Annotated in this window: 20 protein-coding genes; 9 read left to right on the plus strand and 11 right to left on the minus strand. The window is 71.2% G+C overall.

The window, feature by feature from the left end:
- Window positions 1-4: 4 nt before the first annotated feature.
- Entirely contained in the window at window positions 5-430 is a 426-nt protein-coding gene (locus ACWD5D_RS15925; RefSeq protein ID WP_451373341.1) for a hypothetical protein, read from the minus strand.
- Between the two features lie 176 nt (window positions 431-606).
- Window positions 607-1,263: an ATP-binding protein gene (locus ACWD5D_RS15930; protein ID WP_451373275.1), complete on the minus strand. Its 657-nt coding sequence runs from the start codon at window positions 1,261-1,263 to the stop codon at window positions 607-609.
- Window positions 1,264-1,484: 221 nt separating this feature from the next.
- On the opposite strand from ACWD5D_RS15930, the gene ACWD5D_RS15935 reads away from it, so the two are divergent.
- The gene (locus ACWD5D_RS15935; RefSeq protein ID WP_451373276.1) at window positions 1,485-2,345 is read left to right on the plus strand and encodes a helix-turn-helix domain-containing protein; all 861 of its coding nucleotides are present in this window, start codon (window positions 1,485-1,487) and stop codon (window positions 2,343-2,345) included.
- Window positions 2,346-2,600: a DUF397 domain-containing protein gene (locus ACWD5D_RS15940; RefSeq protein ID WP_451373277.1), complete on the plus strand. Its 255-nt coding sequence runs from the start codon at window positions 2,346-2,348 to the stop codon at window positions 2,598-2,600.
- 283 nt (window positions 2,601-2,883) lie between these two features.
- On the opposite strand, the gene pdxR is transcribed toward ACWD5D_RS15940, so the two are convergent.
- The gene (gene pdxR / locus ACWD5D_RS15945; RefSeq protein WP_451373278.1) at window positions 2,884-4,332 is read right to left on the minus strand and encodes a MocR-like pyridoxine biosynthesis transcription factor PdxR; all 1,449 of its coding nucleotides are present in this window, start codon (window positions 4,330-4,332) and stop codon (window positions 2,884-2,886) included.
- Between the two features lie 38 nt (window positions 4,333-4,370).
- On the opposite strand from pdxR, the gene ACWD5D_RS15950 reads away from it, so the two are divergent.
- Complete coding sequence (locus ACWD5D_RS15950; RefSeq protein ID WP_451373279.1) at window positions 4,371-4,922, plus strand: carboxymuconolactone decarboxylase family protein; 552 nt, start codon at window positions 4,371-4,373, stop codon at window positions 4,920-4,922.
- 124 nt (window positions 4,923-5,046) lie between these two features.
- On the opposite strand, the gene ACWD5D_RS15955 is transcribed toward ACWD5D_RS15950, so the two are convergent.
- The 3 genes from ACWD5D_RS15955 to ACWD5D_RS15965 form a co-directional block, all read right to left on the minus strand.
- On the minus strand, window positions 5,047-6,534 hold the full coding sequence (locus ACWD5D_RS15955; RefSeq protein ID WP_451373280.1) for a glutamate synthase subunit beta: 1,488 nt from the start codon (window positions 6,532-6,534) through the stop codon (window positions 5,047-5,049).
- 281 nt (window positions 6,535-6,815) lie between these two features.
- Entirely contained in the window at window positions 6,816-7,295 is a 480-nt protein-coding gene (locus ACWD5D_RS15960) for an anthrone oxygenase family protein (protein WP_451373281.1), read from the minus strand.
- Window positions 7,296-7,425: 130 nt separating this feature from the next.
- Entirely contained in the window at window positions 7,426-8,118 is a 693-nt protein-coding gene (locus ACWD5D_RS15965; protein WP_451373282.1) for a DUF2293 domain-containing protein, read from the minus strand.
- 71 nt (window positions 8,119-8,189) lie between these two features.
- On the opposite strand from ACWD5D_RS15965, the gene ACWD5D_RS15970 reads away from it, so the two are divergent.
- On the plus strand, window positions 8,190-8,822 hold the full coding sequence (locus tag ACWD5D_RS15970) for a uridine kinase (protein ID WP_451373283.1): 633 nt from the start codon (window positions 8,190-8,192) through the stop codon (window positions 8,820-8,822).
- Window positions 8,823-8,880: 58 nt separating this feature from the next.
- Here the strand turns inward: ACWD5D_RS15970 and ACWD5D_RS15975 are convergent, their stop codons facing one another.
- Window positions 8,881-10,008, minus strand: a complete 1,128-nt coding sequence (locus ACWD5D_RS15975; protein ID WP_451373284.1) for a magnesium and cobalt transport protein CorA — start codon at window positions 10,006-10,008, stop codon at window positions 8,881-8,883.
- A gap of 176 nt (window positions 10,009-10,184) precedes the next feature.
- On the opposite strand from ACWD5D_RS15975, the gene ACWD5D_RS15980 reads away from it, so the two are divergent.
- Complete coding sequence (locus ACWD5D_RS15980; RefSeq protein ID WP_451373285.1) at window positions 10,185-10,979, plus strand: methyltransferase; 795 nt, start codon at window positions 10,185-10,187, stop codon at window positions 10,977-10,979.
- A gap of 324 nt (window positions 10,980-11,303) precedes the next feature.
- Here the strand turns inward: ACWD5D_RS15980 and ACWD5D_RS15985 are convergent, their stop codons facing one another.
- The 4 genes from ACWD5D_RS15985 to ACWD5D_RS16000 form a co-directional block, all read right to left on the minus strand.
- Entirely contained in the window at window positions 11,304-12,254 is a 951-nt protein-coding gene (locus ACWD5D_RS15985; RefSeq protein ID WP_451373286.1) for a carbohydrate kinase family protein, read from the minus strand.
- Window positions 12,239-13,147, minus strand: a complete 909-nt coding sequence (locus ACWD5D_RS15990; protein ID WP_451373287.1) for a pseudouridine-5'-phosphate glycosidase — start codon at window positions 13,145-13,147, stop codon at window positions 12,239-12,241. The genes ACWD5D_RS15985 and ACWD5D_RS15990 overlap by 16 nt, the downstream gene beginning before the upstream one ends.
- Before the next feature lie 286 nt (window positions 13,148-13,433).
- Complete coding sequence (locus tag ACWD5D_RS15995; RefSeq protein ID WP_451373288.1) at window positions 13,434-13,988, minus strand: methylated-DNA--[protein]-cysteine S-methyltransferase; 555 nt, start codon at window positions 13,986-13,988, stop codon at window positions 13,434-13,436.
- Window positions 13,989-14,040: 52 nt separating this feature from the next.
- Window positions 14,041-14,910: a glycerophosphodiester phosphodiesterase gene (locus ACWD5D_RS16000; protein ID WP_451373342.1), complete on the minus strand. Its 870-nt coding sequence runs from the start codon at window positions 14,908-14,910 to the stop codon at window positions 14,041-14,043.
- A gap of 286 nt (window positions 14,911-15,196) precedes the next feature.
- Between ACWD5D_RS16000 and ACWD5D_RS16005 the strand changes: the two genes are divergently transcribed.
- The 4 genes from ACWD5D_RS16005 to ACWD5D_RS16020 all read left to right on the plus strand — a co-directional run bounded on the left by ACWD5D_RS16005 (window position 15,197) and on the right by ACWD5D_RS16020 (window position 20,957).
- Window positions 15,197-16,075: an MHYT domain-containing protein gene (locus tag ACWD5D_RS16005; protein WP_451373289.1), complete on the plus strand. Its 879-nt coding sequence runs from the start codon at window positions 15,197-15,199 to the stop codon at window positions 16,073-16,075.
- Between the two features lie 40 nt (window positions 16,076-16,115).
- Window positions 16,116-18,272, plus strand: coding sequence for an excinuclease ABC subunit UvrB (uvrB, locus tag ACWD5D_RS16010; protein WP_451373290.1), 2,157 nt, complete (start codon window positions 16,116-16,118; stop codon window positions 18,270-18,272).
- Window positions 18,273-18,429: 157 nt separating this feature from the next.
- Window positions 18,430-19,008: a TerD family protein gene (locus ACWD5D_RS16015; protein WP_451373291.1), complete on the plus strand. Its 579-nt coding sequence runs from the start codon at window positions 18,430-18,432 to the stop codon at window positions 19,006-19,008.
- Between the two features lie 59 nt (window positions 19,009-19,067).
- Complete coding sequence (locus ACWD5D_RS16020; protein WP_451373292.1) at window positions 19,068-20,957, plus strand: TerD family protein; 1,890 nt, start codon at window positions 19,068-19,070, stop codon at window positions 20,955-20,957.
- Window positions 20,958-21,101 lie beyond the last annotated feature (144 nt).

Genomic DNA, 21,101 nt, shown 5'->3' on the forward strand with positions numbered 1-21,101 from the left:
GCGGTTACGCGGAGAGAGGGCGGGACCAGTCCGGGGTCGTGCCGGTCACCCGGCACAGGGCCAGGTACAGAGGGATCGGCGGGGTGTAGGGGACCGTGCCCTCCGGGCGGTGGATCAGGCGGGCGGCGCGGGGGGCCAGGGCGCCGGGGGCGTAGTGGGCGGGCTTCGGCCAGGGCAGGGCGTAGTCGGAGTCCGACGGGACGATCCACCACCAGCGCGTGCCATCGGTGTACACGCACCCCACCCGGGGCAGGCGCGGGACGATCTGCTGCCCGATCCGGTCCGGCACGGCCACGGCGTCACAGCCGAGCGGCGCTGTCATGCCCTCCGGTACCGACAGCCGCAGGGGCGTCGGGTCCGGTGTGTGACGGCGGCGTCCGAGACGGACCAGGGTGTCCAGACCCATCGCCCCTCCAGGACCGTCGCCCATCGCTCCTCCGGGGCCGTCCGTGCTGCCGAGGCGGGCTCGGCTGGTGACGACGCCCCGTCCGGAGTCGCCGGCGCTGCTCGTCCGGGTTCGGCCGTAGCCGTCGGCGCTGTTCACGTACGCCCCTCCGAAGCCGTCGGACCCGTTCACGTACGCCCCTTTGAAGTCCTCGGCACCTCTCACGCCCGCTCCCTTCCGTGCTCGTGCGCCGCCGGGGTCGACGGGGCCGCGGGAGTCCCGTGCTGAGGCTTCGTCGGCTCGCCCTCGCCCGGGCCGCGCGAGGTACCCGGCTTGGGGCGCGCGCCCCAGCCGAGGTCGTTGTGCGGCTCGGCGATGTCGTGGGCCGCGTCGGTCTGCCGGGCCAGCTCGGCCCAGACCAGCAGCCCCGGCCCCTGCTCATGGGCGCCCCAGGCCCGGCACAGCGTGTCGACGAGAAGCAGTCCCCTCCCGTGCTCCTCGTCGGGCCGCTGGGCGGCCGGGTGGGGTTCACCGGGCGCACAGCCCTCGTCGCGCACGGCTATGCGCACCATGTCGTCGTGGTCGTGCAACTCACACACCACACGGCTGCTCGCGGTGTGCACGATCGCGTTGGTGACCAGCTCGGTGATGACCAGGGCCGCGTCGTCACAGGTGTCGGCGCACACCGACCAGCCGGCCAGCCGGGCGCGCGTCAGGCGTCTCGCCTGTGCGGGGGAACCCGGATGTGCGGCCAGCTCGAAGCGGAACCGGCGCTCGGCACCGTCCCCACCAGGGGATTCTGCCGTTGCCGCACCGAGACCGGAACGGTCTGCGGCGGCTTCTGTTCCTAAGGGCGCAGACGGAATCACGCTTGCCACTATCTCCCCGCCGTGAACACTTGGCAAGTGTCACTATGAAAAGTGCAGAGTGCTGTGTGACTCGGTCAAGGAGCGTGGCACACTGCTCGCAACAGCACGTCGAGCGGCGCCAATTGGGACCGTCGTCGATCCCGGCCGGATCTTCGAATGAGTCTTCGAACGGCGCCGCAGGGCTGTCGGGATTCTTTTGCCGGAGCGGGTCTGTCAGTTGGAGGTGCGACGTGAGCGAACCGCGGTCCGCGCCGACCGTGGGCCAAGTGGTCCTCGGCCGCCGCCTGCTGGACCTGCGGGAGCGCGCCGGGCTCAAGCGCGAGGACGCCGCCCGTGTCCTGCGTGTCGCCCCCGCCACCGTCCGGCGCATGGAGATGGCCGAGGTCTCCCTGAAGATCCCGTACCTGCAACTCCTGCTGAAGGCCTACGGCGTCTTGGACGACGAGGCCGACGTCTTCGTGCAGCTCGCCGAGGAGGCCAACAAGCCGGGCTGGTGGCAGCGGTTCCACGACATCATGCCGGGCTGGTTCTCCATGCACGTCAGCCTGGAGGGCGCGGCTTCCCTCATCCGCTCCTACGAGCCGCACTTCGTCCCCGGCCTGTTCCAGACCGAGGACTACGCGCGTGGCGTGCTCCGGTCCGGCGCCATCGGCCAGACGAGCCCCGACGACATCGAGCGCCATGTCGCCCTGCGCATGCAGCGTCAGGAGCTGCTCACCCGTCCCGACGCCCCCCGTTTCTGGGTGGTGATGGACGAGACCGCCCTGCGCCGCACGGTCGGCGGTCCCGAGGTGATGCGCGCACAGATCGACCGACTGCTCGAGGCCGCGAAGCTGCCCCATGTGACGCTCCAGGTCGCACCGTTCGCCAACGGGCCGCACCCGGGGACGTACGGGCCCTTCGTGCTCTTCCGGTTCGCCATGCCGGAACTGCCGGACATGGTCTACAGCGAGTACCTGACCGGCGCCGTCTATCTGGACGCGCGCTCCGAGGTGGCGACCCACCTGGAGGTCATGGACCGCATGGCGGCGCAGGCCGCTACGGCACAACGCACGAAGGAGATCCTGCGGGATCTCCGCAAGGAGCTGTGAATGGATCACATCACGTCACGCAGTCGCGTCTACAACGGCATGCCCGCGCGGGAGCTGGGCAGCGTCGGCTGGCACAAGCCCTGGAGCGGCGGCAACGGCGGCAACTGTCTGGAGGCGATGAAGCTGTCCGACGGACGGATCGCCGTACGCCAGTCGACCGACCCGGACGGTCCGGCGCTGATCTACACCACGGACGAGATGACCGCCTTCATCGAGGGTGCGAAGGCGGGGGAGGCGGACTTCCTGCTCTCCTGACCCGATCGGCTTGTTTTTACTTCTTGCTCGACCACCTTGCTCGACCATCTTGCTCGACCTCGATGCCCTGGTCCCCACCCGCCGCGATCCGAGAAGCGAACGCAGAAGCCGGAGAAGCAGGAGAAGCAGGAGAAACAACCGCAGAAACACCCTGAGGAGCGATCCGCGAAGCAACCTGGGAAGCGACGCGCGAAGCCGTCCGAGAAGCGCGCTCCTCGAAGCAACCCGTGAAGCAACCCGTGAAGCAACGTCAGAAGCCGCCCTGGAAGCCGTGCGGGCGCCGTCACTCAGGCGGCAGCACCCCGCACAGTGCCTCCAGGGCGGCTGTGTAGGCGTGTTCCGGCGGGGTGGCGTACCCGACAACCAAGCCGTCCGCCGCCGGCATGTCCGTCTCCGGATGCCGGAAGGCGGCGAGGCCGTCCAGGGCGACGCCATGCCAGGCGGCCGCCTTCACCGTGGACCGCTCGGTGCCGGGCGGCAGCCGCAGCACCGCGTGCAGCCCGGCCGCGATGCCGGTCGCCTCGATGTGCGGCGCGTGCGCGGCGAGTGCCGCGACCAGCCGGTCACGGCGGCGCCGGTAGTGCTGCCGCATCCGCCGCACATGACGGTCGTACGACCCCGAGACCACGAAGTCCGCGAGCGCGAGCTGCTCCGGCACGCTCGCCCACGCCTCCCGCTCGCCCTTGACCGCGAGCACCGGCGCGACGTACCGCTCCGGCAGGACCATCCAGCCCAGCCGCAGCGCGGGCGACAGGCTCTTGCTGACCGAGCCGATGTGGATCACCCGCTCGGGATCGAGACCCTGGAGCGCGCCGACGGGCTTGCGGTCGTACCGGAACTCACCGTCGTAGTCGTCCTCCAGAACCACCGTCCCACGCGCGCGTGCCCAGTCGATCACCGCGGCCCGCCGCTCCGGATGCAGCGGACCCCCGGTCGGGAACTGGTGCGCGGGCGTGAGCAGCACCGCCCGCTCCCGCCCCAGTTCCGCCACGCGCGCCCCGTGCTCGTCCAGTGGAAGCGGTACGGTCCGTACGCCCGCGGCCGCGAGCACCTCCCGGTGGAAGCCCAGTCCGTACGCCTCCACGGCCAGCGGACCGCGCAGCACACCGCCGCCTCCCGGCCCGCCAGGCCTGCTCGGCCCGCCCTGTGCGAACAGCAGTCTCAGCGCGGGCGCGAAGCCGGAGCAGACGACGATCCGGTCGGGCGTCGTGCGTACGCCCCGCGCGCGTGCGAGGTACTCGGTGAGCGCCTCGCGCAGCTCGCGCCGCCCGGCGGGATCCCCTGGCCCGAACGCCTCGTTCGGCGCCGCCTGCAGAGCCCTGCGGTAGGCGGCCGACCAGGCAGCTCGAGGGAAGGCCGACGCGTCCGGCGTGCCCTGCCTGAGGTCGTGCCGCAACCCACGCGCGCGTGCGGGGGTCTTCTTGGGCACCCGCTCGGCGGGGCGCAGCGGCTGCGCACGGTCCGCGACCCGGGTGCCCGAGCCCTGGCGGGCGGTCAGCCAGCCCTCCGCGACCAGTTCCGCGTACGCGTCGGCGACCGTGTTCCGGGCCACGCCCAGGTCCGCGGCGAGTGACCGGTACGGCGGCAGCCGCGTGCCGGGCGCCAGCCGGCCGTTGCGCACGGCCTCGCGCAACGCCTGGATCAACGCGGCCCGCCGCCCGCCGGGCCCGGTCAGATCCAGGTGCAGGTCGGACCCGATCCGCTCCGCCGAATTGACCCATGAATCAGTCATGGAAATGCACCCTACAGCCGGTCTTTCCGGCCCGTAGGTTGAAGCACACGACGACGAACACGACGCACACGACGCCCACCGCCTCTGCCGCTGCCTCTGTCGGCACCGCCACCGCGATCACCGGGGCCGAGACTGCCCGCACGCGCCTGGACTTCGCGAAGTCCGTTCCGAAGGTCTTCCGCGCCCTCATCGGCTTCGACGCCGCCGCCCGCACGGGTCTGGACCCCGCGCTGGTCGAGCTGATCCAGATCCGCGCCTCGCACCTCAACCACTGCGCCTACTGCCTCCACATGCACACCAACGACGCCCGAAAGGCCGGCGAGAGCGAGGACCGGCTGCACATGGTCGCCGTCTGGCGCGAGGCCCGGCACTTCTTCACCCCGAAGGAGCAGGCGGCCCTCGCCCTGACCGAGGCGGTCACCCTCGTCGCCGACGCGGGCGTGCCCGACGACGTCTACGCCCAGGCGGCCGCCCAGTTCGACGAGCAGGAACTTGCCCACGTCCTCGCCCTGATCCTCACGATCAACACCTGGAACCGAGTGGCCCTCGCCACGGGCAAGGTCGCGGGAGCGGACGAGCGGAACAAGTGACAGCCGGCCGTCACGCCGATGACCGTTCCGGCTCGGCGGCCGGCTCAAGCCGCCCCACGGCCCCACGGACCCACGGACCCACGGCCCCACGGACCCACGGCCTCACGGATCCACGGCCATACGGTCACACGGTCATCGGGCGGTCGTGCGGGGATATCGGCGCCGGCAGAACCGAACGGCCCGTCAGATAGTGGTCGACGGCCGCGGCCGCGGCCCGTCCCTCCGCGATCGCCCACACGATGAGCGACTGCCCGCGGGCCGCGTCCCCGGCCGCGAACACCCCGCGCACGTTCGTCGCGAAGCCACGGTCCCGGGCGATCGTGCCGCGGGGCTCCATCCTCAGCCCCAGCTGATCGATGATCCCGTCCTCGCGATCGGGCCCGGAGAAGCCGAGCGCGAGCAGGACCAGGTCGGCGGGCAGCGCCTGTCCACTGCCCGAAACCGGCTGACGCCGCTCGTCGACCTCGACCAGATGCAGCGACCGCACATGCCCCCTCCCGTCCCCGTCGAAGTGAAGCGTGGACGCCGCGAACAAGCGCGCGTCCGCGTCCGCCGCGGGAGCCGTCCGCAGGTCCCGCGCCTCCTCGTGCGCGGCCGACAGCCGGTAGACCTTCGGGTACGTCGGCCACGGCTCGGCCTCCTCGTCCCGCTCCGCGCCCGGCTGCGCGTAGATGTCCAGCTGGGTCACGGAGGCGGCCCCGTCCCGTACCGCGGTCCCCAGACAGTCCGCCCCGGTGTCCCCACCCCCCACGATCACCACGTGCTTGCCCGCCGCGGACAGCGGGGAGACCTCCAGGTCCCCCTCACACACCCGGTTGGCCAGCGGCAGATACTCCATCGCCTGGTGTATCCCGTCCAACTCCCGGCCCGGCACCGGAAGTTCCCGCCACGCCGTGGCGCCCGTGGCGATCACCACGGCGTCGTACCGTGCCCGCAACTCCGCCGCCGGGACATCCCGCCCGACCACCGTCGACGTACGGAACCGCGTCCCCTCCGCCCGCATCTGCTCCAGCCGGCTCTCCAGATGCCGCTTCTCCATCTTGAACTCGGGGATGCCGTACCGCATCAGCCCGCCGACCCGGTCGTCCCTCTCGTACACGGCCACGGTGTGCCCGGCCCGCGTCAGCTGCTGCGCGGCGGCGAGCCCGGTCGGCCCCGAGCCGATCACCGCGACGGTCTTCCCGGTCAGCCGGTCCGGAGGCCGGGGCGGGATGAAGCCCTCCTCCCAGGCCCGGTCGGCGATCGCGCACTCGACGTTCTTGATGGTGACGGCCGGCTGATTGATCGCGAGCACACACCCCGCCTCGCACGGCGCCGGACACAGCCGACCCGTGAACTCGGGGAAATTGTTCGTGGCGTGCAGCCGGTCACTCGCCGCCCGCCAGTCCTCCCGCGACACCAGGTCGTTCCACTCGGGGATCAGATTGCCCAGCGGGCACGCGTCGTGGCAGAACGGGATACCGCAGTCCATGCACCGGTCCGCCTGCTTGCTGATGATGGGCAGCAGCGCGCCCGGGACGTAGACCTCGTCCCAGTCCCGGACCCGTTCCTCGACGGGCCGCCGCGGCCACTCCTGGCGCGGCGTGTTCATGAACCCCTTGGGATCCGCCATGGCCGGCTACCTCGCGTACACGTACCGGGGTACTGCGATCACGGCGGGCCGTGCGTCCTCGGGCGGCACTCATCCGGCATCCACGTGGCCGTACGGCGCTCTCGTTCGGCACTCTCACGACGCTCTCGCGGCACTCTCCCGGCCACGATACGTCCCCGCCGTCACCTGCGCAGAGCGGCGGACGGCGCTGACCGCGAGGCAGCCTCCCACGCGTGGCGGGCCTGCTGCCCCAAACCGCTCAAGGAACGGCCGGCGCCTGTGAGGGGAGGGGAGCAGGAGGCTCAGGCCAGGGCGAGCACGTACGCGAGGGCGGCAGCCGCGGAGGCGACGGTCCGGACGTGGTTCCAGAAGGTCCATTCGCGCACGTAGGACGGCCAGTACTCGGCCGCCTCCGCGGCACCCGGCGTCATCCGGGCGAGTCTGTCGTTGCGCGGCACGTTCGCGACCACGGTCAGTCCGAAGGAACCGAACAGATACAGCGCGCTGCCCAGCAGCAGTTCCACCTTCCCGTCGGCCGGCCACACCACGAACGTCACCACGGCGATCATCGCGCACAGCACCGCCGTACCCGCGAACACCAGCATGAAGGCGGGCGCCACCGCGGCCACGTTGATCGCGTTCATCGCCGCCACGCCCTGCGCGGGCGGCAGCGAGGCCAGGCCCCGCATCACGAACGTCGAGAACGCACAGAAGACGCCCGCCACCAGCCCGGCCCCCAGGACCCCCAGCACCGCCAACACGAAGAACGGCCCCTCGACCATCTCCACACCCCGCTTTCACGTCGCCCCGACCGACCACCCCACAACCCGTCACCCCGAGTGAACTCCCAAACCCCGCCTCCTGCCCATGTCCGAGGGCCGCCGGCCCATACGCCGGCGTCCACCGCCCGCCTCACCCTGCCTCCGCAACCTCCCCCCACCCCCGCAGCACGCCCTCCACGACCCCCGCGATCCGCCGCCGCGCCTCATACCTGTGCAGGCCCGTCATCAGCAGCTGGTCGTACGGCGTGTCCACGTGCCGTACGGAGGCCACGACCGCCGAGATCACCGCTCCCTCCGACAGCGCTCGCCCGGCCGCACTGCGCCCCACCCGCCCGCTGCCCCGCGCGGACGCGTGCGCCGCGATCTCCCGGGCCCGCTCCTGCGGACACCCGGGGAACAGCCGCCGGATCTCGGCTGCGAAGGCGGTGGCGAAGCGCTCGTCCTCCGCCTTCCTGCGCCTCGCGTCCCGTACCCGCCGACGGCGCCGTGCCTCGGCGTCCGCCAGGCACCGTGCCTCGGCCCGCGCCAGGGCGTCCTCCTCCACGAGCACGCCCTGCCGTTCGTACCGGCTCCGGCGCCGGTTGTACCGCACCACCACCGCCGACAACGTACTCTCCTCCCGCGACCGGCGGGTCAGCGCGGTGTCGCCACGCGGCAGGAGCACCAGGTGCCCCAGGTCGGCGCAGTCGAGACAGCGAGGCGCCCCGTCCTCCAGCACGAGCAGCGACAGCGGCCCACGCCGGCACCCGGCACAGCGCTTGCGCCGCAGCGGCTGGACGACGACAAGTCCGCCGACGGAGAGGGAAGTTGTGAGTCGTGCCATACGCGCTTCATTCCCCGTCCGCACCCACCGCTCCCACGCCGGTCTCCGGCCGCGCCAGGCATCATGGGCGCGTGCGACTCGAAGCGATCACCTGGGACCGGCTCGCGGAGCTGCTGGCCGACCGGCTCGTCGAGCTGGAGCCGGGCGACGGCGGAGCCTGGCCGCGTGTGGGCTTCGACGGGGCGCCTGCCGCCCGCCCAGGTGACCTGGCCGAGCGCGTCGCCGGGGCGCTGCGCGTGCGCGGCCGGCCGTCGCTCGTCGTCGGCTCCGAGGGCTTCCTGCGCCCCGCCTCACTGCGCCTGGAACACGGTCGGCGGGACGCGGAGTCGTACTACAGCGGCTGGTTCGACACGAACGCCCTCTGGCGCGAGGTCTTCTGCCCGCTCGACCCCGGAGGCGACGGCCATGTCCTGCCCGACCTGTGGGACCCGGCCACCGACCGCGCCACCCGCAGCTCCTACGTCCAGCTACCGCCGGGCGGGATCCTGCTGCTGCACGGTCCCCTCCTTCTGCGTCACTGGTTCCCCTTCGACCTGACCGTCCACGTCCTCCTCTCTCGGGGCGCCCTTCGCCGCCGTACCCCCGAGGCCGACCACTGGACGCTCCCCGCCTTCGAGCGCTACGAGGCCGAGACCGACCCGGCCGGCACGGCCGATGTCCTGGTGCGCGCGGACGATCCTCGGCACCCCGCCTGGAACGGCTGAGCCGCGGGCCCCGGGCACGCCTCCTCCGCGAGCTGTCGGCCCTCTCGGCGTGACGGCGTCAGAGCCAGCCGTTGCGCCGGAAGCCCCGGTACAGCGCGGCGCAGGCGAGCGCCATCACGCCCATGACGAGCGGGTAGCCGAACCGCCACCGGAGTTCCGGCATGTGGTGGAAGTTCATGCCGTACACCCCGCAGACCATCGTCGGCACGGCGATCACCGCCGCCCAGGCAGTGATCTTCCGCATGTCCTCGTTCTGCGCGACCGTCACCTGCGCGAGGTGCGCCTGCAGGATGGAGTTGAGCAGGTCGTCGAACGCGGCGATCTGGTCCTTGGCCCGCATCAGATGGTCCAGCACGTCCCTGAAGTAAGCCTGTATCTCGGGGGCGACGACCGCTATCGGCCGGGAGGCCAGATCCTCCACGGGGCGTGCGAGCGGCACCACCGCCCGCTTCAGTTCGAGGAGTTCACGCTTCATCTGGTAGATGCGTCCCGGATCCGTCCGCTCGCCGCTCTCCGAGAACACGTCCGCCTCGACCTGGTCGATGTCGCCCTGCACCGCGTCCGTGACGTTCAGATAGTCGTCGACGACATGGTCGGCGATCGCGTGCAGCACCGCCGCCGGCCCCTTCGCGAGCTGCTGCGGATCCGCCTCCAGTTCCTCACGCAGCGGCCCCAGCGAGCCATGCCGACCGTGCCGCACCGTGATGACGAAGTCCTCACCGACGAACACCATGATCTCGCCGGTGTTCACCACCTCGCTCGTCGCCGTCAGCTGCTCGTGTTCCACGTAGCAGACGGTCTTGAACACCGCGAAGAGCGTCTCCCCGTACCGCTCCAGCTTCGGGCGCTGATGGGCCTCGACCGCGTCCTCCACCGCCAGCGGATGCAGGTCGAACAGCTCGGCGATGCCGGCGAACTCCCCGTCGGTCGGTTCGTGCAGCCCCAGCCAGACGAAACCGTCGCCGCGCTTGCGCACCATCTTCACGGCATCCACCAGGTCGGCGCACCCCGGTACCCGGACGCCGTCCTGATACATCACGCAGTTCACCACCGAGGAACCCAGCGGCGACCTGGCGGGGTGGCTCAGGTCCACGCGTGACCGCTGCCGGGTCAGCCGCGCCACCTTGCGCAGGCCACCGACCCTGCTCAGCCTCGTGACCTTCCGCAGATTCCCCGCCATGGACATCTGGGTCTCCTTGCCTGGATCTCCTCGCAGAACGCTTTCGCGTCTTGCCCGGAAAGTCTGCCAGCCCTGCGCAAGGGGCGCGTAAGCCTGTGGGAACAGGACGTTCCGCTTTGTTCCCGCCTGTGGACGGAGCGTCGGCAGCTTCGGACAACACGGGCGACTGGGATGATCGCGGCATGACGCGATCCGACGGGTACCTGCTCGACAACCAGCAGACGGAGGCGGGAGAGCGCTTCGACGCCTTCGCCACCCTCTTCGATCCCACGACGTTCCGGCACCTTGAAGCCTGCGGACTCGGACCCGGCTGGCGCTGCTGGGAGGTAGGGGCCGGCGGCACTTCCGTGGTGTCCTGGCTCGCCAAGAAGGTCGGTCCCACCGGCAAGGTGGTCGCCACCGACATCGACACCTCGCGGCTTACCGCCGTGGACCGGTACCCGGTGGAGGTGCGGGTCCACGACGTGGGCGCGGAGGAGCCTCCGGGCGAGGGCTTCGACCTCGTGCACGCCCGTCTGGTCCTCGTCCATGTCCCGGACCGGGAGAGGGCGCTGCGGTCCATGGTCAAGGCACTGCGGCCCGGCGGACGACTGCTGATCGAGGACGCCGATCCCGCCCTGCAGCCCCTCATCTGCCCCGACGAGTACGGCCCCGAGCAGCAGCTCGCCAACCGGCTGCGGCAAGGCTTCCGCAAACTGCTCGCCCGCCGAGGCGCCGACCTGGAGTACGGCCGCAAGCTCCCGCGCCTGCTCCGCGAGGCCGGACTGCACGGGGTGGAGGCCGACGCGTACTTTCCCGTCACGTCGCCCGCCAGCGCGGCGCTGGAGTCCGCCACGGTCCGCCAGATCCGCGACCAGCTCGTCGCCGCTGGCCTGGCCACCGACGTGGAGATCGACCGGCACCTGGCCAACGTGGAGGCGGGCGGCATGGACCTGGCGACGGCGCCGATGATCTCGGCGTGGGGCCGCAAGGGGTAGGCCGTAAGGGACAGGACGAGGAGGCGCAGGGGGCAAAGGGCCGGGCGTCTGCGTTCTGCCGTGCAGCCGGTGCGGCGAGGCTCCACCGGGGCCGGCCGTGACGAGGGGGCGAATGTCGGGCGTACGGGTGCCGGGCGTGTGTGTGGGGTGTGCGTGGGTGTGCGTGTGCCAGGTGTGCGGGTGAGGGGCCTGGTGCGGACCCGGTGGGCTGCCACGCCGGAGTTCGGACCGGCTGGCGCCGGGTGGAGTCGAGGCTTGCCGGTGCCGGGTGGGGCCTCGAACCGCTGGTGCACGGCCGGCGCCGACTTCAGGCCGGGTGTCTGCCTACGGGCGTGAGCCCCGGCTCCCGGTGCCCCGATGCGGTGGCCTGCCACCCACGCGTTCCACCGCCCGCGCGCCCGCCCGGCATCCGTCCCGCGCCGCCTCCTCGGGATCCGCACCCGCGAGCAGCGCGGCGAGGAAGGAGCCGGTGAAGGCGTCACCGGCGCCGGTGGTGTCCCGGGGCGTCGCCGCCGCTGCCGGAACCCGGGCCAGCACGCTTCCGGACCGGGCCAGCAGCGCCCCGTCCGCACCCGACTTGGCCACCACCAGCGGGACGACCCGGCTCAGCTTGGTCGCCGCGTCCGCCCAGTCGGACAGCCCGGTCAGCAGACACGCCTCGTCCCGGCTGGGCAGCAGCACGTCCAGCCCGTCCGCGAACGCCAGGAAACGGTCCACGCCCAGCTCGACGAGGAAGCCCGCCGACGCCGGATCCATACTCACCGGCACCCCACGCGCGCGTGCCGCAGCGAGCGCCACCTCCGCGAGTGCCCGGCTTGGCTCCGAGAACAGCAGGTAGCCCGAGAGATGCAGCCGGGCGACACCGTCGAGCAACTCGTCCGACCAGTCGGCGGGCTCGAGCCGCAGCGAGGCGCCGCTGTCCGTGAGGAACGCGCGCTCGGCCGACGCACCGGTGTCGACGAGGCAGATCACCGTACCGGTCGCGGCCTGCGGATCGACCACCAGCCGCGGCCGCACACCGGCCGCGACCAGTTCGCGCTCGTGCCACTGCGCCGCATCCGCACCGACCCGACCCAGCAGCCGTACGTCCGCACAGCCCCCCTCGGCGGCCCAGCAGGCCACGTTCGCGCCCGCGCCACCCGGCAGCGTCCGGATCACGGCCGCCGTGTCGGTACCCCCGGCCAGCGGGCCCCGGTGCCGGGCGACCACATCGGTGACGACGTCCCCGACGACCAGCAGAGCCCCTGCCCGGCCCGTGGTCACCCGTTGGTCCACGCCGTGGCGATCCGCGCCGCCAGCCGTACGTTGCCGCGCACCGCCGCCAGATTGGCGCTCAGCGAGGCCCCGTCCGTGTGCCGGACCAGGTAGTCCAGCAGGAACGGGGTGACGGCCTGGCCGGTGATCGCCTCCTCCTCACAGTCACGCAGCGCGTCGGCGAGCACGCGCGCGTGGAGGGCGGGATCGAGCTGCTCCTCCCGAGGGACGGGATTGGCGACGATCAGCGCCGACTCCGGTGCGCCGAGCGCGTCCTGCGCCCGCATGACCTCCGCGACCTGCTCCGGGCCGTCCAGCGTCCAGTCGACCGGATGACCCGAGTCGGACAGGTAGAAGCCGGGGAACCGCTCGGTGCGGTACCCCGCTACGGCCACTCCGAGCGTCTCCAGGCGCTGCAGGGTCGCCGGCACGTCCAGGATCGACTTCACGCCCGCGCAGACCACGGTGATCCGGGTCCGTGCCAGCAGACCCAGGTCGGCCGACTCGTCCTGCGTCACCGTCCACTGCCGGTGCACGCCGCCCAGCCCGCCCGTGGCGAACACCCGGACGCCCGCCAGTGCCGCCAGCTGTGCCGTCGCCGACACCGTGGTCGCCCCGCTCGCCCCCGCGGCCACGGCCAGGGGCAGATCGCGGTGACCCAGCTTGCGGATGCCGTCCTCGTTGGCGACCCGCTCCAGCTGCTCCTTGTCCAGGCCGACGCGCGGGCGTCCGTCCAGCACGGCGACGGTCGCGGGCACCGCGCCCTCCCGGCGCACCACGTCCTCCAGTTCCAGAGCCACCTGAAGATTCCGCGGACGCGGGAGCCCGTGCGCGATGATCGTGGACTCCAGGGCCACCACGGGCCGCTGTGCGCCGATCGCCTCCCGGACTTCTTCCGACATCACCAGCACCACGCGCCCGCCTCCTGTCCGTCGGTCCTTCCTCATCTCTGGCGGTCCGCACGCCCGGCTAAACGCTTGTGGTCGGTGGTCGGTGGTCGGTGGTCGGTGGTCGGTGGTCGGCTTCGACGCTCTGCGTGACCGCCCGGCCGAGCACGGTCTCCCCCTGAGTCAACGGCCGCTCTTCCTGCGGCGCCCGTGGCCAGGTCATGCGTGACTTCTGCTTCCGCGCCCCGACGGCAACGTCTTCGAAGCCCGTCACTTTGCGTGATCGCGCCCGGCGCGTGCGGCCCCGAACGTGTCAGAACAGCGGCTCGGGCAGCACACCCTCCAGGGCGAGCAGCTTCCGCTTGGCCTCCAGACCGCCCCCGAACCCCCCGATCCCTCCGTCGCTCTCCACCACCCGGTGACACGGCACGACGACCGGCAGCGGATTGGCGCCCATCGCCGCGCCCACCGCCTGCGCCCCGCCAGGCTGCCCGACCCTCCCGGCCAGATCGCCGTAGCCCACCACCGTCCCGTACGGGACGCCGGAGGCCAGCTCGCGGAGCACCTGCCGGTTGAAGCCGGAGATCAGCGACCAGTCCAGGGGCAGATCGAAATCGTGACGCCCGCCCGCGAAGTAGGACTCGATCTGGCGTATCGCCTCGGCCAGCAGCGGCGAACCCGGATCCTCGAGGGGCTCGGTCCCCAGCCGTGTCGCGAGGCGCTCCAGCGTCCGCTCGCGCACGGCGTCCGTGGCGTGGAAGACGACGTTGACCAGACCGGCACGCGTCGCCGCCAGCATCAGCGGGCCGATGTCGGTGCCCACGACGGTCCACACGACCTGCTGCTCGTCCTGCCCATGGCTGTCCATGCGCCCACCGTACGGCCCGCCACTGACAACGCTCCCGGCCAGGGAGCACGGCTCAGTTCGCGCGCAGCGCCGCCTGCACCACGTCGGGCTTGTTCGTGATGATCCCGTCGACGCCGTAGCCCGCGACCTGCCAGGCGGCGACCGCGTCGTTCACCGTCCAGGCGAACACCCCGAGCCTCCTGCCGTGCGGACCGGTGACGGCGTGCACGGAGGAGACGTAGCCGGCGGAGATCGACCCGTACGAGGGATTGATCAGATCGGCGAAACGCGCGTACTCGTGCAGTTGCGCCACGGGCGGCTTGCCCAGGAAGGCGGTGGTGAGTGCGGGCTTCAGCTCGTGCACGGTCCGCACACTGTCCGCGCTGAAGCTCTGCACGATCAGCCGCCCGACGTGCCGCTGGTCCAGCCAGCCATCGTTGCCGAGGAGCTTCAGGGTCTGCCGCTCGATGCCGGGGTACAGCTCCGGGTTCTTGATCTCCAGGAGCAGCCGCTCGTGATTGTGCTCGACCCGGCGCATGTACTGCTCCAGTGTCGGAACGCGCGTGCCCGCGTAGGCGGGGGAGTACCAGCTGCCCGCGTCCAGCCGGGCGATCTCGGCCGCGGTGAAGTCCTTCACCTTCCACGGTGCCCGGCCGGGGAAGACGTCCTCGACGTTCGTGGTGCGGGCCAGGCTGTCGTCGTGGATGACGACCAGCCGGCCGTCCTTGGTGCGCTGGACGTCGTTCTCGACCCAGGTGAAGCCGAGCCGTGCCGCCTTGTCGATGGAGGCGAGGGTGTTCTCGGGAGCGTAGGCGGAGGCGCCTCGGTGGGCGATCACCGTGGTGTTGCCGGTCTCGCCCGCCCGGGCGACTGAAGAGGGACTCAGCAGCGTCACCGTTCCCAGGATCGCGACGGCCGTGGCGGCGACAGCGGGCGCGTGCACGTGCATACGTACTCCTCGCGTCGAGTGAACACCGACAGCACCAGATTTTCTCAGCCGAAGGCCGACGACACGCGCGCGCACGAAGGCCACAGGATGAATACCGCCGTGCGAGTCCGCTACGGGTGCCCCACAACTGAGGCAGGGGCGTGTTTCTTTGCCGGAAAATCGTTCGACCATTCCGGTGGGGGTCATACTCTCTGCGTCTGCCCTGACCGCCGCCGCGGTCCTGGGACGGGGGCACATTTCAGGTATTCCGGGACGCACGAAGGCGGAAGGGCAGCCGCGCATGCAAGGCACGGTCGACGGATTCAGTTACGGGGTCGTCACCCCGCTGGTCGCCTATGTGATGGCGTGCCTCGGCGGCGCCCTCGGCCTGCGCTGCACGACCCGGTCCCTGCTGGTCAGCCACTCCTGGCGGCCTGCCTGGCTGGCCCTCGGCTCGGCCGCGATCGGCTCCGGCATATGGACCATGCACTTCGTCGCCATGATGGGCTTCAGCATCAAGGACACGCCCATCCACTACGACAAACCGATGACCTACGCGAGCCTCGGCATGGCCATCGTCATGGTCGGTGTCGGGATCTTCATCGTCGGTTACCGGGGCGCCACCGGCATCCCCCTGTTCACCGGTGGCACGGTCACCGGTCTGGGCGTGGCCTCGATGCACTACCTCGGCATGGCGGGTGTGCGCTTCCACGGCCGGTTCACGTACAACACATTCACCGTGGCCGTCTCCGTCGTCATAGCGGTCGTGGCCGCCACCGCCGCCCTGTGGGCCGCCGGGCGGGTCCGGGGCCTCCTGTGGAGCGTGGGAGCCAGCCTCGTCATGGGCCTGGCCGTCAGCGGGATGCACTACACCGGCATGGCCGCCCTCAGCGTCCAGCTCCACGGCGCCCCCGACACCACCCCGGGCGACTCGCCGACATCCGTGCTCGCGCTGATGCTGATCGGCCCGCTGGCCTTCCTGCTCCTCGCGGGAGTCGTCGTGATGTTCGACCCGCTGATCGTCATGGGCAAGCCCGCGCTGCCCCCGGTCGAGTTCAAACCGGGTGTCCCGGCGGCCGCCGTCACCTCCCACCACGTCCGGCACCTGCCGCCGCACGCCGCCCGGAGGCCGCTCCGCCACGCCGGGTCCCAGGCTTCCCGCACTCCCCAGAACCGCTGATCGGAACCGGTTGTCAGTGCGGGGCCGTACGGTGGATTCCATGCGGCCCGTTTCCCACATCGAACGCACGGTGGCGCCCTTCGAGGTCGTCAGCTCCTACCAGCCCAGCGGCGACCAGCCGGCGGCCATCGCCGAGCTGGCCAAGCGCGTCGAGGCCGGTGAGAGGGACGTCGTCCTGCTCGGCGCGACCGGCACCGGCAAGTCCGCCACCACCGCGTGGATGATCGAGAAGCTTCAGCGCCCCACTCTGGTGATGGCGCCGAACAAGACGCTGGCTGCCCAGCTGGCCAACGAGTTCCGCGAGCTCCTGCCGAACAACGCGGTCGAGTACTTCGTCTCGTACTACGACTACTACCAGCCCGAGGCCTACGTCCCGCAGTCGGACACCTACATCGAGAAGGACTCCTCGATCAACGAGGAGGTCGAGCGCCTGCGCCACTCGGCGACGAACTCGCTCCTCACCCGCCGTGACGTCGTGGTGGTCGCCTCGGTGTCCTGCATCTACGGCCTCGGTACTCCGCAGGAGTACGTGGACCGGATGGTCCCCCTCAGGGTCGGCGACGAGATCGACCGGGACGAGCTGCTGCGCCGCTTCGTCGACATCCAGTACACGCGCAACGACGTGGCCTTCGCCAGAGGCACCTTCCGGGTCCGCGGTGACACCATCGAGATCTTCCCGGTCTACGAAGAGCTGGCCGTGCGCATCGAGATGTTCGGTGACGAGATCGAGGCGCTGTCCACGCTCCACCCGATCACCGGCGAGATCATCAGCGACGACCAGCAGCTGTACGTCTTCCCCGCCTCCCACTACGTCGCCGGCCCCGAGCGCATGGAGCGGGCCGTCAACGACATCGAGAAGGAGCTGGGGGAGCGCCTCGCCGAGCTGGAGAAGCAGGGCAAGCTCCTGGAGGCCCAGCGCCTGCGGATGCGGACCACGTATGACATCGAGATGCTCCGCCAGATCGGCACCTGCTCCGGTGTCGAGAACTACTCGATGCACTTCGACGGCCGCTTGCCCGGCTCCCCGCCCAACACGCTGCTGGACTACTTCCCGGACGACTTCCTGCTCGTCATCGACGAGTCGCACGTCACCGTGCCGCAGATCGGCGCCATGTACGAGGGCGACGCCTCCCGCAAGCGCACCCTGGTCGAGCACGGCTTCCGGCTTCCCTCCGCGCTGGACAACCGGCCGCTGAAGTGGGAGGAGTTCCAGGAGCGCATCGGGCAGACCGTCTACCTGTCGGCGACCCCGGGCGCCTACGAGCTGTCCCGCGGGGACGGCGTCGTCGAGCAGATCATCCGCCCGACCGGCCTGGTCGACCCGGAGGTCGTGGTCAAGCCCACCGAGGGGCAGATCGACGACCTGGTCCACGAGATCCGCAAGCGCACCGAGAAGGACGAGCGCGTCCTTGTCACCACGCTCACCAAGAAGATGGCCGAGGACCTCACCGACTACTTCCTGGAGCTCGGCATCCAGGTGCGCTATCTGCACAGCGACGTCGACACCCTGCGCCGTGTGGAGCTGCTGCGCGAGCTGCGTTCCGGCGAGTTCGACGTGCTGGTCGGCATCAACCTGCTGCGGGAGGGCCTCGACCTGCCCGAGGTTTCCCTGGTGGCGATCCTCGACGCCGACAAGGAGGGCTTCCTGCGCTCCGGGACCTCGCTGATCCAGACCATCGGCCGCGCGGCGCGCAACGTCTCCGGTCAGGTCCACATGTACGCCGACAAGATCACCCCGGCGATGGAGAAGGCCATCGACGAGACCAACCGGCGCCGGGAGAAGCAGGTCGCGTACAACAAGGCCAACGGCATCGACCCCCAGCCGTTGCGCAAGAAGATCAACGACATCGTCGCGCAGATCGCTCGCGAGGAGGTGGACACCGAGCAGCTGCTCGGCTCCGGCTACCGCAAGCTGAAGGACGGCAAGGGCGCCAAGGCACCCGTCCCGTCGCTCGGCGACAAGGCGGCCAAGGGAGCGACTGCCGCAAAGGCCGGCAAGTCCGCCAAGGGCAAGGCGGGGGCCGCGGTGCCCACGGACCGTCCGGCGGCCGAACTCGCCGAGCAGATCGAGGAGATGACGGAGCGCATGCGCGCCGCCGCCGCCGAGCTTCAGTTCGAGATCGCCGCCCGGCTGCGTGACGAGGTCTCCGAGATGAAGAAGGAGCTGCGCCAGATGCGGGAGGCGGGTCTCGCCTGAGTCCGCGCCGCAGTGCCGGACCTCGGTATATGCGCGCAGTGTTGCAACACCGACACAAAGCGCGGGCCGGGGTTCGGCACTGTCAGTGCCCCTGCGTAGGGTTCTCGACAACCGCGCATCGCGCGGCAACAGGGGAACACCGAGAGGGGAAGCAGCCGTGACCGTCAACTTGTCCAAGGGTCAGGCCATCAGCCTGGAGAAGAAGGACGGTGGCAGCCTGACCGCGGTCCGTATGGGGCTCGGCTGGAAGGCGGCCAAGCGGCGCGGTCTGTTCGGCTCACGCACACGGGAGATCGACCTGGACGCCTCGGCGGTGCTGTTCGCCGACAAGCAGCCGGTCGACGTCGTCTTCTTCCGGCACCTGGTGAGCGACGACGGCTCCGTGCGTCACACCGGAGACAACCTCGTCGGTGGCGTCGGCCAGGGCGGTGACGACGAGGCCATTCTCGTGGACCTGCAGCGCGTCCCGGTCCACATCGACCAGATCGTCTTCACCGTCAACTCCTTCACGGGGCAGACCTTCCAGGAAGTGGAGAACGCGTTCTGCCGCCTGGTGGACGAGACCAACGGCCAGGAGCTCGCCCGCTACACGCTGGCCGGCGGTGGTGAGTACACCGCCCAGATCATGGCCAAGGTGCACCGTGCCGGTGCGGGCTGGACGTTGACGGCCCTGGGTACCCCGGCCAACGGTCGCACCTTCCAGGACCTGATGCCCGCCATCAGCCCCCACCTGTAGAACGGGGTCCGTTCGAGGGCCGTACGCGCACGACAACACGACACAGGGGGGCGACGGCGATGACGGCCGAGCTGGTGCGGGGGCAGAACCACCCGCTGTCCCAGAGCCGGTTGGAGATCCGGATCTCGGCCGGAGCGCCGGTCCTGGCGGGGGCCACCCTCGGCGACGAGCACGGCCGCGTGCACGGCGCCCAGTGGGTGGCCCACCCCGGCGCCCCCGCACTGCCCGGGATCGAGATCCCCGGACAGGCCGCCGCCGAGCACCGTCTGGCCGTCGACCTGGCCGCCGTACCCGAGGCCGTCCACCGCGTCACCGTGCTGCTGGCCCTGCCCGCGCGGCCGGGAGCGGTGCTCCGCTTCGGCGCGGTCGCCGCACCGCGGGCGGCGGTCATCGCTCCGGACGGCACCGAGATCGTCCGCTTCGCCCTCGCCGGCCTGGACGCCGAATCGGCCGTCGTCGCCCTGGAGTTGTACCGCAGGCAGGGAGCCTGGAAAGTACGCGCGGTCGGACAGGGCTACGCGGGCGGGCTCGGCGCGCTCCTCGCCGACCAGGGCGTGCCCGGGGCCGCCGAACTCGCGGCGGACATCGAGGAGGCGGTCGCGCGAAGCCTCGCCCGCGCGGTACCGCTGCAACAGCCCCAGGAGACGCCCGCTGCTTCGGCGCCCCACCCGACCCCCGCGCACGACGACGCTCAGGACCCGCACGAGGCGCGGACATCGGGCGGCCTGATCGACTACACGCACCCGGGTCGGCGTCGTACGCCTGTCGCCCCGCCCCCGCCCATACCCGCAGCCTCCGCGGATCCGAGCGGGCGGCCCGAGCGGCCCGTCGCGGGCGACGCGGTGGGCTGGTCCATGGAGGAGCGGCTGTACAACCAGGTCTGGGGCATGTTCGAGGACCTGGCCCGCACCACGGCCGCGCTCCGCAGCGCCGTCGACTTCGCCGACTCACGTCTGGAGAAGGAAGTCGACCAGCTCCTCGCCGACCCGCGCGGCAGGCTCGGCGGTGCCGGCGACACCGCACGCGAGGACGCCCACACCCGGCATGCCCAGCTGGTCGACCAGGCGCGGGCGGTCTTCGACCGCGATCTCGCCCAGCTCACCGCCGAGTCCGAGGTCGTCGAGCCGGCACTCCCGCCGGCGTACGCCGGCTGGGACAAACCGGTCTGGCACGGCTATCACGTGCCGGCCGAGCCGCCCATGGCCGTCCGGCTCGGCGATCTCCACCTCCCCGAGAGTGCGCCGTTGCGCATTCCGCTGCTGGTCAGGCTGCCGTTGGCGCGGGGCCTGTGGATCGACAGCGGGCCTGCGGCAGGATTCGGGGGCGCCTTTCCGGACTCTGTCGAATCGCGTCGGCTCGCACTGGAGACGGCGGTCGCGGTGGCGGTCCGACTGCTGGCCGTCCATCCCGTGGGCGATTTCGCCCTGCAGGTCATCGACCCGGCCGGCGCCGGCGCCCAGACTTTCCAGCCGTTGACCCGGACCGGGACCCTGGCCGCGCCGCCCGGCATCGGCGCGGCCGGAGTGACGGATGCTCTGGCACGCCTCACACGGAGGGTCGACCTGGTGCAGATGGCGCTCCGCGGCGGAGCTGCCGAGTCACTGCCGGCCGACGTCGACACCGCCCAGCAGCTGCTGATCGTCAACGACTTCCCGCACGGCTTCGACGACCGGGCCCTGACCCAGCTGCGCTATCTCGCGGACGAGGGCCCGGCCGTCGGTGTCCACCTCCTGATGGTCGCCGACCGCGAGGACGCCGCCGCGTACGGCCCGTTGCTCGACCCCTTGTGGCGTTCGCTCATGCGACTCACTCCGGTACCCGACGATCACCTCGCCGACCCCTGGGTCGGGCACGCCTGGACGTACGAACCTCCGCTCGTGCCTGCGGGCAGCGAGATCCTCCAGCGGGTGCTGGCCGAGATGTCGAGAGCTCGCACCAAGCATCAGTAAAGTCCATCCGACCTGGGAATTTGTATCTTTCTTTACCTTTGACTTTACCTTTCCTTGGTGATTGGGGTACTGTTTTCCGTGCGGAGGGGAGTACTCCCTGCTGCGGCGCGCCCGTCAGTACGGATCGATGTGGATCCCGGGGCG

Source organism: Streptomyces sp. NPDC002520, assembly GCF_053595235.1.